Source organism: Haloferax prahovense (assembly GCF_000723845.1).
GTDB lineage: Archaea > Halobacteriota > Halobacteria > Halobacteriales > Haloferacaceae > Haloferax > Haloferax prahovense.
This window is the reverse complement of the sequence record NZ_LK053000.1, coordinates 1,844,280-1,859,105: the sequence shown is the minus strand read 5'-3', so window position 1 is coordinate 1,859,105 and position 14,826 is coordinate 1,844,280. Positions and strand designations below refer to the sequence as shown.

The 14,826-nt window shown below is 65.7% G+C and carries 12 protein-coding genes; 6 read left to right on the top strand and 6 right to left on the bottom strand.

Annotation, left to right across the window (positions count from 1 at the left end; all coding sequences use genetic code 11):
• Position 1: 1 nt before the first annotated feature.
• Entirely contained in the window at positions 2-1,354 is a 1,353-nt protein-coding gene (locus BN984_RS09375) for an SIS domain-containing protein (RefSeq protein ID WP_008091917.1), read from the bottom strand.
• A 290-nt stretch (positions 1,355-1,644) separates the two neighbouring features.
• Between BN984_RS09375 and BN984_RS09370 the strand changes: the two genes are divergently transcribed.
• The 3 genes from BN984_RS09370 to BN984_RS09360 are packed head-to-tail and all read left to right on the top strand — an operon-like array spanning position 1,645 to position 6,364.
• Positions 1,645-2,454, top strand: coding sequence for a hypothetical protein (locus BN984_RS09370; protein ID WP_049968093.1), 810 nt, complete (start codon positions 1,645-1,647; stop codon positions 2,452-2,454).
• An 18-nt stretch (positions 2,455-2,472) separates the two neighbouring features.
• Entirely contained in the window at positions 2,473-3,627 is a 1,155-nt protein-coding gene (locus tag BN984_RS09365; RefSeq protein ID WP_049968092.1) for a hypothetical protein, read from the top strand.
• A gap of 46 nt (positions 3,628-3,673) precedes the next feature.
• Positions 3,674-6,364, top strand: coding sequence for a hypothetical protein (locus tag BN984_RS09360; RefSeq protein WP_049968091.1), 2,691 nt, complete (start codon positions 3,674-3,676; stop codon positions 6,362-6,364).
• A gap of 399 nt (positions 6,365-6,763) precedes the next feature.
• Here BN984_RS09360 and BN984_RS09355 read toward each other — a convergent pair whose 3' ends face one another.
• From BN984_RS09355 to BN984_RS09340, 4 genes are all read right to left on the bottom strand, one after another.
• Positions 6,764-7,411 carry an MBL fold metallo-hydrolase gene (locus BN984_RS09355; RefSeq protein ID WP_049968090.1) on the bottom strand — a complete coding sequence of 216 codons (648 nt, stop codon included), beginning with the start codon at positions 7,409-7,411 and terminating at the stop codon, positions 6,764-6,766.
• A 125-nt stretch (positions 7,412-7,536) separates the two neighbouring features.
• Entirely contained in the window at positions 7,537-7,968 is a 432-nt protein-coding gene (locus tag BN984_RS09350; protein WP_049913361.1) for a universal stress protein, read from the bottom strand.
• A 449-nt stretch (positions 7,969-8,417) separates the two neighbouring features.
• Positions 8,418-9,899 carry a tripartite tricarboxylate transporter permease gene (locus BN984_RS09345; RefSeq protein WP_008091907.1) on the bottom strand — a complete coding sequence of 494 codons (1,482 nt, stop codon included), beginning with the start codon at positions 9,897-9,899 and terminating at the stop codon, positions 8,418-8,420.
• Positions 9,899-10,414, bottom strand: coding sequence for a tripartite tricarboxylate transporter TctB family protein (locus BN984_RS09340; protein WP_008091904.1), 516 nt, complete (start codon positions 10,412-10,414; stop codon positions 9,899-9,901). Before BN984_RS09340 ends, BN984_RS09345 begins: the two co-directional genes overlap by 1 nt.
• 293 nt (positions 10,415-10,707) lie before the next feature.
• On the opposite strand from BN984_RS09340, the gene BN984_RS09335 reads away from it, so the two are divergent.
• Positions 10,708-11,355, top strand: coding sequence for an MBL fold metallo-hydrolase (locus BN984_RS09335; protein ID WP_008091901.1), 648 nt, complete (start codon positions 10,708-10,710; stop codon positions 11,353-11,355).
• Positions 11,356-11,577: 222 nt separating this feature from the next.
• Here the strand turns inward: BN984_RS09335 and BN984_RS09330 are convergent, their stop codons facing one another.
• Positions 11,578-12,621: a zinc-dependent alcohol dehydrogenase gene (locus tag BN984_RS09330; RefSeq protein ID WP_049968089.1), complete on the bottom strand. Its 1,044-nt coding sequence runs from the start codon at positions 12,619-12,621 to the stop codon at positions 11,578-11,580.
• A 222-nt stretch (positions 12,622-12,843) separates the two neighbouring features.
• On the opposite strand from BN984_RS09330, the gene BN984_RS09325 reads away from it, so the two are divergent.
• Together BN984_RS09325 and BN984_RS09320 are read left to right on the top strand one after the other, a co-directional pair.
• Complete coding sequence (locus tag BN984_RS09325; protein WP_008091899.1) at positions 12,844-13,854, top strand: Bug family tripartite tricarboxylate transporter substrate binding protein; 1,011 nt, start codon at positions 12,844-12,846, stop codon at positions 13,852-13,854.
• A 192-nt stretch (positions 13,855-14,046) separates the two neighbouring features.
• Positions 14,047-14,736 carry a 4-carboxy-4-hydroxy-2-oxoadipate aldolase/oxaloacetate decarboxylase gene (locus tag BN984_RS09320; protein WP_004973111.1) on the top strand — a complete coding sequence of 230 codons (690 nt, stop codon included), beginning with the start codon at positions 14,047-14,049 and terminating at the stop codon, positions 14,734-14,736.
• The last annotated feature ends 90 nt before the right edge of the window (positions 14,737-14,826 follow it).

Below are 14,826 nucleotides of genomic sequence, written 5' to 3'. Positions count from 1 at the left end.
GTTAGTTCACCTCCGTGTCGCTGGTCTCGGCCGGATTGTAAATGCTCTGGATGACCCGAGATTGGAGCGCCGGGTCCTGGAGCCAGAGCTTGCAGAGAGCCCCGTAGGCGAACAGTTGAATCGCCACGAAGAGGATGAGGTCTCGGGCCTCGGGTTCGACGGCGTAGGCGTCGAGTCGGACGAGCCCGTCCCGACCGTACAGCGAGCGCTCGCGGACGGCCTGCTCTGCGGGACCACCGTTCAGCGTGAACGCGATGAGCGGGACCTTCTGGTCGAAGTCCGCAGACTGGAGGACGTTCCAGACGGAAGTTTCGTCGCCGAACAGGACGTCGTTCCACTCGCGGTACGTCGCGGAGCCCTGTTGCGGAATCGCCGTCACGAGGTAGCTCGAACCGCCGTGGAGGACGTTGACCAGGCGGTGGACGATGTTCTGGAGGTTTGTTGCCTCGGCGTGGACGTGGAGGAACTCCGTGAGCTTGAGTTGTGCCTCGTTTCCGAGTCCGCGCTGTGATCCGAGGGCCCCGAAGATGGGGTCGCTCTGGAGGTCGTTGTGTCGCTGTAGCTCTTCGATGGCCGCGAGAATATCGCTTTGGCCGGAGAGGCCGGCGGCGTCGTCGCCCTGTTTGAACTGGCCTTCGACGAACTCGTCGAGCGCCCTGAACCGCGCCTGAAACCGCTGGAGGTCGACGTAGTCGTCGAGGAAGACGACCTGGAGGACGGCGAGCTGGGCGACGAGACTTTTCGTCGCGTAGATGTCGATTCGCTCTTCGACGCTCGGAAGCGGAACGACGTGGTCGGCGCGCTCCGCGAGCGGACTGTCCGGGTCGGTCACGGCGACGACAGTCGCCGGTTGGTTCGAACAGAGGTCGAGTATAGAATCAGTCTTCCCGCTCCGTGAGATGGCGAGGATCGTGTCGTCGGCCGACGAGTGCATCCCGGTGGCTTCGACGCCGCTGCGGACCTGCGACCGGATGCCGCGGTCGCGGAGGCGGTCGGCGAGCCAGTAGCCGACTGACGTCGAGGACCCCTGCCCGGCGATGGTGACGGTGCCGTCGGCGTCGAACACCGGCCGCCGAACCTCCTGTCGGAAGGCGTCGTCGGCGATGGTCTCCCAGACCTGCGCTTCGATGGCCTCGTACACGCCCGTCCGCTCGCCCGTGTCGCGCGCAATCGAACGGAGGTCGTCTTCGAACAGCTTCGGGATGTTGACCGACGCGCTGTCGTCCGTGAGGTTCGCCTTGATGACCGACCGGACGTATTCGGACGTTTTCTTGTTCTTCTGCTGGGCGATCTCGTCCACCTGTCTCTTGACCCGCTTCGAGACGCGGGCCTGGAGTATCTCGTCTTTCGTCATGACCGCCGGTATGTCAAACGGTGAGATAGTTCTTGTCATCGTGTATGTCATACGATTTTGCCCTACTGTATACGCATATAAACTGTATACGAGAGTACAAAAGGCAGCGAATTATGTCACACGCAAGATATTTGTTTACAGTCATACAATCTATTTGTGTGACGCGAAGACGAAAACGAGAACGTCACGAGAACACTCACAAACCCGATACACAACAGATCACGATGACCAACGATTCAACCCAGTCCAGCAAATCGACGGAATCGGATTCAAATACTCTGACTTCAGACATGAACTCGCGGCTCGGACACGGGTGTACCCACCGGGCGTTCGAAGAGACGGAGCGGCGGCCATCCGTGACGACGGTGGTCGTCCGCACCACCCTCGCGGCGTTCGTCGTGCTTTCGCTGTTCGCGGTCGCCGTCCCAGTCGTCACGGCCGACGCGGGGTCGGCGGCGCTGTCCGGACCACCGACCGCTTCGGTGAGCGCGGACGAGGCGCTCGACGCCCGTGAAGCGGCGAAAGACAGACTCGCGGAACTCCGCCGCCTCGACGACCGACCGATGGTCTCGGTCGAGGCGAGCACGCTCCAGACGGTCCAGAACCGCATCGAGACGGGGAACCTGAGCTACACGCGAGCGAACTACGACACCGCGGCCGAACACTGGTCGGTCGCGGAGAAGCAGGCGACCGCGGCCCTCGCCCGCGCCTACGCCGAGGGAACCGCGCGGAACCTCAACGCGACGGTCGGCTTCATCGAAAAGCGCGAGGCGAAGGGCTACGCGACGGCCGATACCGCCGAGTTCACCGAGCGCGCCGCCGAGCTGCGCGCCCAGAACCCGGAGACGCTCTCGGACCACCGGAAGCGCTACCGAGCGGCGCGGCAGCTGAACAGCGACGCCGAGTCGTCGCTTCCCTCGATGAACGTGGTCCGACTGGCGAACCTGCTGTCGCCGACGTGGGTCGCTGGCGGGGTAGTCGTCGTCCTCGGCGCGGTGACGAGCGTCATCGGCTTCGCCCTCGGCCGTCGCGGACAGTCCGAAACGGAGACGAAACGCAAAAAAGGCGAACGCGAGGTCGAGAGGTCCGGACTCAGATAACCACTCACGGAGACACACATGAACCCACTCAACTACGTACGCAACGCGGTTTCGCGGAGCGGCACCGACGATTCGAACGCCGACGACGCGGTCATCACCGACGGCGCGGGCGGCGGCGCGGTCGAGGCGAACGCGGCGGCAGACCGACCGAGTGCCGACGTCGACGACCACGACGAGCACAGCGTGGGCGTGTTCTTCCCGCCGAACACGCTCGCGGACGTGGTGCGGCGCGAGTGGATTTCCCGCGCCGAGGAGATGCTCGGAACGTCGATTCCGACGCGGTTCGTCCAGGACGTCCGACTCGGGCGCAACCCGCTTCGAATCGAGGACGTCACGCCGATGCTCGCCCCGGAAGTCGAGCGCGAACTGCTCAGGCTGTCGTACGACGCGGACCACGCGCTGGTCCCGTCGTCGCTCGGGACCGGCTTTCCGGCCTACAAGTTCGTCGACGTCGGCCTCGTCTTCGAGGAGACGGTCGACGTGGTTGTCCCCTCGCACAAGACCGCGGACGGGCTGTACAAGAACCCGCAGAACGCGCTGTTGGCCGGCCTCGGCGTCGCGGTCATGGACGCGCCGGCGATACTCATCGACCACCGGGCGCAGGAGATCGGAATGGACGAGGTGGCACCGGAGCTGGCGAAGTTCCTCGCGGCGACGACCCACACCGACGTGGCGAACCGGTCGTACGGCTACTGGAGCGCCGCGATGACGACGGTCCCCATCGGCGGCCGCGCCGAGATGGACCTCAACCCCGCGATTCAGCGGGCGGCCAACAGCCTCACGCCGTGGCTGTCGGCCGAGCAGTGGGCCCCGTGGGCGATCGAAAACGGAGACATCGAACCCGACGCGACGGTCCCGACGTTGGCCGAACCGGACCTGATGGTCGTCCTCCCCCACGGCGTCACCCTCGGCCAGCACCACAACCTCCGGACGATTCACGCGGACGTGGCAAACGCCCACGTCGTCGGCTTCTGGCCGCTCGACGCGGCGTGGATTCACACCCACGTCCGCCGAGGCGGCGCGGCGTACGTCGACGCGGAGGTCCACGACGAGTCGTCGCCGCTCCGGCAGGTGTGGGAGGCACACACGGCGAAGTTCGGCGTGAGCGACCCCGTCGACCGCTGGGAGCGCTTCTTCGCCGACCACATCGAGCCGGCGCTCCCGGAGCAGTAAGCCGCACCGCCCGCAGACGACCCACGAACGCGCGTTTTCACCGACCATGACAGACGATATCCAACTCGTAGAACTGAGCGCAGTCATCGAGCCGACCGACGACGACCACGAGCGAGCCGACGAACCGAGCGACAGCGACTCCAGCTCCAGCCGACGCCGCCGCCTCCTTTGGGTCGCACTCGGCGTGACGGCCGCCGTGCTCCTCGGACTGGGCGTGGTCGCGGTCGTCGCTCCGGAATCGGTCGAGGCGGCCATCGCTCCGAACCTCGGTCTCTCGGGGCTGATGCCCGGATTCCGCCCGCGCCTGCGGGCGCTCCGACGGGCCGTTCGGAGGGTGGTCCCGTTCAGGGCGACCCGAGACGAACCACCGGACCGCCAGCCCGAGGGCGCGCCTTCGCTCGATGGGGCGGACGACGCGGACGACGCGAACGCCGAGATGAACCCGGACGGCTCGGGCCTCTCGGACGCGGACGACGCTCGTGGCGCGAGCGACCCGCCGTCGATTTCGGTCAGCCGCCTCTCCGACGAGCGAGCCGTGTCCGTCATCGTCGACCACCTCATGCGCGCGGCGGACTCGCGGCCGCTCCCGGACGCGTTCGGCGTCGTCTCGCCCATCAAGCGCCCGCTGGCGTCGACGCTCGAAGGCATCCCGCAGGAACTCGGCGTTCACTGTCGGGACGTGAGTCCCGTTCTCGTCGGGACCGCCAACAACGAGACGACCGTCGAGCGCCTCGGCCGGACGTACGAGTTACTGCTCGTAGTCACCCCGGACCACGAGGCCGTCCTCTCGGACGTGCTCAGATACCTCCCAGCGCTGATTCGAACCGACGGGGTTGCCGGCGTCGGTTCCGTCCGCACCGTGACGCTCCCGGCGACCGAGCGGCCCGGAACCGAACGCGAGAGTCAGGGGACGCTGAAGGCACTCCGCGGACACAAGGGCGAGCCTCGGCACCCGATGGCCCGGACCGACCCGGACTTCATCGCCGCGTCGGCACCGTCCGAGTGGACCGGGCCCGTCCGGTCGGTGCTGTCCGACTACGCGCCGGTCATCGAGGTCGTCGAGTGGGACCGCCCCGCGATTCACGTCGCGGGGTTCGTGTTCGCGTCGGCGGTCGACCTCCCCGACCACGTGACCGCGTCGGGCGACGACTCGCCGGGGCACGCGCCGTCCGGTGACTCGTCGTCGTCCGGCGCCGACGGGCGGCCGACCGGAAGCGGCGGGTCGACACCGACGAGAAGTTCGGCCCCCGCTGACGAGTCGACGCCCACCTCGCCGCCCGATTCCGACGGGCCGCCGAGTACCGACTCTTCGCCCGAATCGTCGGGTGAGGACCCTCCGCAGTCGCCCGATACAGGCGAGAAGGCGATGCCCCGCGACGGGACGACCCCACAGACCACACCAGACGGCGGCCGCGCGTCGGGCGGGTCCACCCTGCCCCGTTCGTCGCAGTCGCCGCCGCAAACTGGAGGGGATGCGCCCGAGGAGGAGGCACCGCAGACTGGTGCGGAACCAGATGACTCGACGACCGGGGCGAAGCCCGACCAAGACGGACCGAACCGGACGAATCGTGGGTCCGATCCGACCCCGGAAAAAGACGACTCGAGTCCGGACGCTGGTAGTTCGGGTGCCGATTCCGACGACGACCAATCCGACGCAGAGGGTGAGCGAGACACTCGTGGAGCCGAAGCCGACGGCGGCGGCGACGGTGCGGGCGGCGCTGGCGGCGCTCTCGACGCGGGAGACGACGCGCCATCGAGCGAAAGCGCGGCGTCGGACGATGCGAACGCGCCCGCGAGTACGCCCTCGGGGCCTCCGAACGAGTCGGCTCAGCCGACTTCCGGGTCGGACGACTCGGCTCCCGCGTCGGACTCCGCGGAAGCGACGCCCGAGAGCCGGCCGGCCGCCCCAGAGAGCGGAGCGAATCGTTCCTCGACGGGCGGGGCACCGAGCGGTCGGGGTCCGTCCGGTGGCGGGGAGTCCCAGACGGCACCGGAGCCCGAGACGACGCTCCCGGCGGAGTTTCCGGTCCCGGCGGGGACGACCCCGGACGACGGCGCGGGCAGTCCGCCGAGCAGCGGTGGCTCGAAATCGCCTTCGCCGGAACCGACGCCGACCCGGCCCGAGGGGTCGTCAGCGTCGCCGTCGTCGACGCCGGAGACGCCCGCGGACGATATCGACGCCGGCGCGGGAATCGTCCCGTTCGGCGACGCGCCCGCGTCGAGCGACCCCTCGGTCGTCGACGTGACGGAGCACGTGCTGAACGAACTGACGTTTCAGGCCACCGCGACGCCGGGGCGTGAAGTCTACTCGACGGTGTACGCCGACGAGCGCGGCCTGATTCGCCACCACCACGCCATCGACCACCCGGACTTCCTCCGGAGCCGCACGGACTCCATCTCGTTTACCTCGGAGTTCTTCTCGCACCTCCGGCGACTGGCCAGCCTCCACAAGGACATCGACCACCGCCTGGCCGGCGGCGCGCACTCCCATCCGGTGAGCGGGCAACCGCTCCAGAGCGGCGCGGACAAGCGGTTCGTCCGGAAAGTCTGGCGGAACACCCGAAACACCTCGTTCATCGTCGGCGTGACCGAAGGCGAGGGGCCGGACGAGTGGACCATCACGGACGACGGCCGCGAGGTCCGCCGCCAGTCCAACGACCACCTCGTGCGAATCCGCGCCTTCTCGGGGCGAAACGAGCCGAAGCGGATTCGACTCCATCAGAACATGGGTCAGTAGTCGCGCAGAAGGTGTCGAGGAAATATCTATTTTGACACTTTCAAATAAATATATTATTTTAAGTATTTCTCAGCGCTGGAGTCGAATATCCGTGGATTCTCCGAAATCACATTAAGAACACCTAAAGCTGAAGAATACGGCCATATCGGATACTTAGTAACCGACATATTCGTATTCAACGTCAGAGAAAGAGAAATCGGCGTAAAGAGATGTACTGAACGGTCTAACTCGATAGTAGGGTGCGCACCCAACAGGTGAAAATTCAGAAAACGCTGTCTTGGTGACTCAGAGATATCTATCTTCAGTACATAAAATTATTCTGTTAAAATGGGTGCGAACGCATGTGGCACTGTGTGTTCGCACGTGCGCCGAACGACGCCACTGGTCGATTCAACCGATTCAGTACGACAGCGTCCACTCGCGGTCGATGAGCCAGGCGTCGAGCTTTCCGAGCGGGTCCTCGTCGACGTGCGTGCCGTGACTCACGAGGACCCGTTCGACGTCGTAGTCGAACAGTTTGACGAGGTTTCGCTCGGCTTCCTCGTGGCTCAGGTCGTTGAACTGCGCCGCGGGCGGGACGAGGAACCCCGGTGGGAGCCCGCGACGGTCCGACCCCTCCAAGACGTCACCGGCGATGAAGACGCCCTCGTCTTCCAAGAGCAGCCCGCTGTTCGCGACCGTGTGCCCCGGGACCTGTACGATTCGAATCCCGCCGTCGAGCACGTCGTCGTGGCGGAAGTGCCGGTCGGCCTCGACGTCGAGCGCGTCGTAAAAACCCTTCGCGCCGCCGGGGACGAGGAGTTCGGGGTCGAACGCGTCTACCACGGCGGGCGTCCCGCCGAAGTGTCCCTCGTCGCCGTGGGTGATGATGACGCGGTCGACGCCGCCGAACGTCGAGTCCAGCACGGACACCAACTCGTCGCCGTCATCCGGAAACGCGGCGTCAACCAGCGTGGTCGTTCCGGACGGTCGGTCTTCGAGGACGAACACGCGGACGTGGTCGAACTGTACCGTGTACACTCCGTCTGCGACTGCTGTTACCGTCATGTACGGTCGAGGCTACGGGGGGTTGCGATAAAAAAAGGGACGCGCGTTCTCAGGGGCGTGTAACGGGTGTACGGGAAACGGCCCCGAGCGTCGGCGGCCCGCGGAGCGAACGTCCCGGAAAACGGCTATTCCTCCGCGGCGAGCGTCGAGACGACCGGGCACGACGCGTTCAGGAGAATCGACTGAGCGACGCTTCCGAACAGCATCTTTCCCGTACGCGAGCGGCGTCGCGGGCTCACCACAATGTAGCTCGCGTCCTGTTCGTCGGCGTACTCGGTGACCTCGTCGGCCGGGTCGCCGACGAGTCCCACCGTCTCGTACGGGACGGACAGTCCCGACACGGCGTCTTCGGCCATCTCGGCGGCGGCGGACCGAATCTCCGCCATGTCCTTCGGCTTCTCGGCCTGCGCGCTCGTCAGCCCGAGGTCGACGAACTCCGAGCGGGTCAACGCGTGGACGACGTGGACCGGTTCGTCGAACGCCGCCGCCAGCGATGCGGCTTCCGCGACAACGTGTGATGAGCGACCTGACCGGTCAACTGCTGCAACAACGACCATATCAGCGTGTACCACGGAGAGATATAATATCGTTTCGCCGAATCTCGTTCGGAGCAACCGCGTCGACGCGGCTCGCGGTCCCGACGGTCGTCCTCCGCGCACGGGTTCGTCCGGCGAGCAGTATCTGATTTCAACGATGTCGTAATACGGGTCGGAATCGACGAGTTTCGTTACAGTTGTACTGCTGTAATTTCGATGCCGGACGGGAGAAAAATATCCCTGTATTTCAACATCCTCAAAACTGAGGGCGGGCCGAGCGGTACGCTCCGCTCTCGACGAAGGTACGACAGAGAAATGCGGAAGCGAGCGGGCCGAAACGCTGCCAGCCGCGGCAGGGGCTCAGCGAGGCGACGGGAGCGCAGCGCGGTTCGTGGACAGTCGGCGACGCGAGATAGCGCTCGACGGAACGCGCGTGCCGTGAGAAAAGAGGACGAGGTCTGAACGCGGTGCTACGCGCGAATCGAGCGCACGGCGGGCAGCGCGATCGCGCCCAGGCCGAGCAGGATGATGACGAGGGCGATGGGGCTCGTGAGGAAGATGCTCGGCGAGCCGCCCGAGAGGACGAGCGACCGACGGAGGTTCTCCTCCGCGATGGGGGCGAGGATGAGCCCGAGCACCATGGGTGCCAGCGGGTACCCCCGGAGCCGCATCGCGTACCCTAACACGCCCGCGCCGAGCATAATCCACGCGTCGAAGACGTTGCCGCGGAGGGCGATGGCTCCGATGACACACAGCACGAGGATGACGGGCCAGATATGGGACTTCGGGATGTTGATGAGGCGCGCCCAGTAGTTCGCGCCGAGCAGGCCGAAGATGAGGATGAACACGTAGATGAGGAGGAACCCGACGAAGATGGTGTACAGCAACACCGGCTCTTCTTGGTACAGGCCCGGCCCGGGGTTCACGTCGTGGACCAACAGCGCGCCGATGAGGATGGCGGAGACGGAGTCACCCGGGATACCGAGCGTCAGCGTCGGAATCAGCGCGCCGCCGGTGCTCGCGTTGTTCCCGGACTCGGCGGCCGCGACGCCGCGGACGTTCCCCTCACCGAACGACGGGATACTGTCTTTGAGCCAGCGGGTGGCCTCGTTGTACGTGATGAACGCGGCGATGTCGCCGCCAGCGCCGGGAATCGCGCCGATGAACGACCCGAGAACGCCCGAACCGACGCTGACCGGTGCGATGGACCGCAGGTCAGAAAGCGAGGGGAACACGCCGGAAATCTCCTGGTCGACGCGGTCGTTCCCGCTGTTGATGCCCTGCGAGTACTTGCGGAGTCCCTCGGCGATGCCGAAGAGACCGATCATGACGGCGATGAACTCGACGCCCGTGAGCAGTTCGGGGATGTCGAAGGTAAAGCGGTGGAAGCCGGTCACGGGGTCGATACCGACCGTCGCGACGAGCATCCCGAGCAGGCCCGAGACCATCCCCTTCGTGAGCGAGTCGCCGCTCACGCTGGCGATGATTGTCAATCCGAAGAAGGCGAGCGCGAAGAACTCCGGCGACCGGAACCGGAGGGCGGCGTCGGCGATGACCGGCGAGAAGAACATCAGCGCGAAGACGCTGATGACGCCGCCGACGAACGACGCGATGGTGCTCACGCGAATCGCGCGGCCCGCCTCGCCCTTCTGGGAGAGCGGGTGGCCGTCGAAGATGGTCGCCGCCGCCGACGGGGTGCCCGGCGTGCGGATGAGAATCGCCGGAATCGACCCCGCGTAGACCGCGCCGCCGTAGATGCCCAACAGGAGAATCATTCCCTGACTCGGCTCCATCGTGAAGGTAAACGACAGCAGGACCGCGATGGTCATCGTCGCGGTCATCCCCGGAATCGACCCCATGAGGATGCCGAGGAAGATACCCCCGACCATCAGCAGGAGGACGAACGGGTCGGCGAGGTTGACGAGCGCCTGCGAAATGTACTCAAGCACCATCAGAACGTCACCACCAGCGGGAGCTGCGGCAGCAGCCGCGACACCGGGATGACGCCCTCAGGCAGGCGCACGAGGAAAATCCGGCCGAAGATGTAGAATAGCGCGACCGGGAATCCGATCGACAGCGCCACGACGAGGAGCTTCGAGCGGATGTCCGAGTAGTAGAGGACGACCGGCATGAACAGCATGGTCGACACGAGGAACCCGAGAGCCGGCATCAACAGGACGTACCCGACGAGGAAGGCCGCGACGACGGCGGCGGGTCCGAAGTCGAACTCCGACATTTCGAGTTCCGTGTCGGAGCCCGTCAGCACGTCGATAGCGGCGAAGAAGATGATGCCGACCGACACTGCAATCGGGAAGAACGACGGCCCGACGCCGTCGCCCGACGGGAACTGGCTCGCAAAGAAAATGACGACGACCGAAAACAGGATAAACAGGACTGACAGCGGACTTGAACGAACACTCTCCAAGCCGATTCTATCAAGGACGGCCCCGACTTTCTGAATCACCATTATTTTTTCTGCCTCGTGGTATGATACCAAGCAATCGTTCGTAATAAACATATTGGTCTTTACGAGCCCGTTCGGGGCTGAAAGTCACGATTTCGACACGAACGCCGCAGGCGGCCGAGTCGATTGTCCAGTCGAGCCTCGGGCTGGCCGTCGAGAGTGGGCGACTGCACAACGAGAGAGGTTGCGACGGCCGGCCGGTACATTCACCCGTTCGACATGTCTACGGGCGACAACGCTGCGTTTCGCGGCCACCGATAGAATTAACCAGCGTTGCGAACTACCGTTCCACCGGAATGAGTGTTAGCAACGTCACCGAGGGTATCGACCAGATTCAGTTCGAACACGTCCGGGTGCTCGTGTTGAAGGACACGCCGACGGGGAAGACGACGCTCGTGGACACCGGCTTCGACGAGGACGGCGACGAACTCGTCGAGCATCTGGAACGGGAGTACGGCGGCGTCGACCGCGTCATCATCACCCACGGCGACCACGGCCACCACGGCGGTCTCCCGTCGGTGATGGAGGCGTTCGACCCCGAACTCCTCGCGTCGGCCAACGAGTCGAAGCTCCACGAGGCCATCGACTACGAGCCGGACGTGGCGTTCACCGACGGCGACGTGCTCGACGGAAACGTCCGCGTCATCGAGGTGCCGGGCCACACGAAGGCGACCTCGGCGCTCCTGCTCGAAGACCGCGGCATCCTCATCTCCGGGGACGCCCTCGACGGGGCCGACCGTGCGGGGCTCCCGGCGGGCTACCTCCTCCCGCCGCCGGCGCTGTTCAACGACGACCACGAGGCCGCCGAAATCAACCTCTACGACTTGCTCCAGTACGACTTCGAGACGCTGCTCGTCTTCCACGGCTCGCACGTCTTCGAGGACCCGAGGGGCAAACTCGACGACTTCCTCGTCGAGCGCGAGTGGGACCCACGTCCGGAGTGACCCCGACCCGCCGAACCGAGCGGCGTTGACGGCGTCACAGTCCTCGATAGCCGACTCCGCGGCATGCTTTTCCGACCGTCGACCCCGAGCGGCCGCGCCGTAAACGGCGTCCGATCGAGACACGAACGAACGGAGTAGTGAGCGACCTGCGTCTGAGAAAAACCGCGGTTGAGAGATGAATCGCTGAGGAGAGTCGGATACGAACGAGACGGAACTGGTCGGTCAGTCTCGAAGGACCGAAACGTCGAACACCGGCTTGCAGGTCTCGCCGGCCAGGAACGCCTCGAAGGCGTCTTCGGATTCGGTGAGTCGGAACCGGTCGTCGAGGAACGTGGCGTGGTCCACGTCGCCCGAGCCGATGAGCCGGAACGCCCGCTCGAAGTCCTCGTAGGTCGCGCCGTAGGTACACTGGAGGTCGACCTCGGCGCGGACGAGCGGCGTGAACTCCATCGTGGTCTCGCCGGTCTGGCCGACGAGGACGATTTGACCGCCCTTGCGGACCTGCTCGACCGCCATCGGCAGTCCCGACGGGTGGCCCGTCGTGTCGAACACCACGTCGAAGCCGACGCCGCCGGTCAGGTCACGCTGGGTGGCGGTCAGGTCGTCTTCCTCGATGTTGACCGCGGGGTAGCCGAGTTCCTCCGCGAGCGGCAGTCGGTAGTTCGTGTCTCGACCGACGCCCGCGACGACGACCTCCGCGCCCTGCGAGGCGGCCACCTGCGCGCAGAGCAACCCGATGGGCCCGGGGCCGGCGACGAGCACTCGGTCGCCCGCCTCGACGCGAGAGTTCCGAAGGACCGCGCGCGTGCAAATCGCCGTCGGCTCGACGAGCGCCGCGTGCTTCGGGTCGACGTTCGAGGGTACCGACTGGAGCGCCGACTCGGGAACGGCGATGTACTCGGCGTACGCGCCGTCGTGGTCGATACCGGTCAGTTCTGCGTCCTGACAGATACTCTCCTCGCCGATTTGGCACTGGAAACACTCGCCGCAGCCCCGAATCGGCCGTTCGACCACGCGCTCACCGACGGAAAACCGGGTTGCGTCGTCGCCGCGCTCGACCACGCGACCGGTGTACTCGTGACCGATGATGGTCGGCATGGTCATCCGCTCGAAGGCGGACTTGAACTTGTAGATTCCCGCGTCGCTCCCGCAGAGCCCGGCGTAGTCGATTTCGATGAGGACCTCGTCCGACGCCGGTTCGGGTGTCTCGACGTCGACGAGTTCCATAGCTCCGGGCTCTCGGCTCGTTTTGGCTAACCCGCGCATACATCTCCTTGAATACCGCCGGGGTATAAATCTACGCTCTTGGGGGAGAAGCTTGCGGGCGGAAGCCGGTCCAGACGTACGCGAGCGTCCCGCCACGCGCCCGCTCGCCTCGGCGCTCGCGGGCGCACAGAAGCGAAGCACTGCGCCGACTCCGCTGGCTCCGCGTCATATTCAGAGGGACCGCAATGCTTATTGTATGGATTGTTCAAACATTCGGGTACAATGGGAGACGATACCATTAGCAATCGGAGTGGACGCAGCGCGCTGAACAGACGGAACTTCATCAAGGCAGCCGGCGTCGGCGGCGTGGCGCTATCTGCCGGTTGTCTCGGCAGTCTCTCCGGACAGCAGGAGTGGCCCTCTCGGCCGGTCGAAGTCATCTCCCCGTGGTCGGCCGGAGGCGGGGCCGACCGGACCAGCCGCGCGGTCGCCGACGCGGCCGAGAACCACACCGAGGTCTCGTGGAACGTCAGCAACCAGACCGGCGGCTCCGGCTCGGTCGGGATGAACGCGGCGGCCAACGCCGAGCCCGACGGGCACACTATCGGCTGTACGGCCCCCGAAATCGCGCTGTTCGAGCACCTCGGTATCGCCGACCTCAGCCCCGAAGACATCACGCCCATCATGCAGTACACCGAGTTCCCCGCGGCGCTCGTCGTCAGCGAGGACGCCGAGTTCTCCACGCTCGACGAGTGGATCAACTACGGGAAGGACAACACCCTGCAGATGGCGAACTCCGGCTTCGGCTCGTCGTGGCACATGGCCGCGGCGGGTATCGCCAGCGAGGCCGGCGTCAACGTCGAACACATCTCCTACGAGGGTGCCGCGCCGGCCATGACGGCCGTCGTGAACGGCGAGGTGGACTGTACCGCGGTCGGCGCGGCGGAAGTCGCCCCGCAGGTCCAAGACGGCGGGCTGACCGCCCTCGGCGTGGCGTTCGACCAGCAGGTCGACGCGCTCCCGAACACGCCGACGCTCGCCAACCAGGGCCTCGACATCTCCATCGGCTCGTGGCTCGCGCACTTCGCGCCCGCCGGCATCGACGACGAGCTGAAGCAGGAGCTCGCCGACGTGTACAGCGCCGTCTACGAGGACGACTCGTTCGTGGAGTTCATGGAGAACAACGACTTCATCCGCGTCGAACGCGGTCCCGACGAGCTTCAGGACTTCCTCGACCAGCAGTACGAGTTCTACGGCAACCTCGTCGACGAACTCGGCATCGAAAAGCAGTAACGCCGCAGTCGAATTCCGAGCCCCGCGACCGACTGACTCCCTACGCGACACGTACCTGCGCCCTTCTCCCTTTCGGACCCGCGTCACCGCGAGCGACGGCCGTTCCGACCGGACCGGACCCGCGGCACGCGGCGCGAACCGCACGTTCGACCGACCGATAGTTTAACGTGAATCGTCCGCATCAGGTCCGGTATGCACACGATAGAGCCCGACGTAGAGCGACCGGACCGCGAACTCGTCGAGGCGTTCGAAGAGATTCCGAGCACCATCGTCTCCGACGTGACCGGCAACATCGGACTGACCATGGACGCCGGCCTCCGGCCCGCCTACGAGGGCGTCGAGATGGCGGGCACCGCGGTCACGGTGAAGGCCGCCCCGGGCGACAATCTCATCATCCACAAGGCGATCACGCTGACCGAGCCCGGCGACGTGCTGATTATCGACTGCGACGGCTACACCGACACCGGCCACGTCGGCGAACTGATGTGTACCTCCTGTCAGGCGAACGGCCTCGCCGGGCTGGTCATCGACGGCGCGTACCGCGACAGCCGGGAAATCGCCGAGATGGAGTTCCCGGTGTACGGCCGCGGCGTCAACCCGCAGGGACCGCTCAAGCAGGACCCCGGCTCCATCAACGTCACCGTCTCCGTCGGCGGCGTGAGCGTCGACCCCGGCGACATCGTCATCGGCGACGACGACGGACTGGCGGTCATCCCCCGCGAGGGGGCCGAAGAAGTCCTCGAACGCGCCCACGAGAAGCTCAGCGCCGAAGACTCCGTCCGCGAGGAAGTACTGGACGGCGAGTACCTCTACGAACTCAACGGCTACGACGAACTGTTCGAAAACCTGACCATCGTCGGTCCCGAAGACTCGATTCAGTAACGTCACCGAAGACGCGGCGGACAGCGACCGCGACTGACCCGCGACGTCCGCATCTCGACTGGCATGCCATCCGGCGACCCGCGTTTTTTG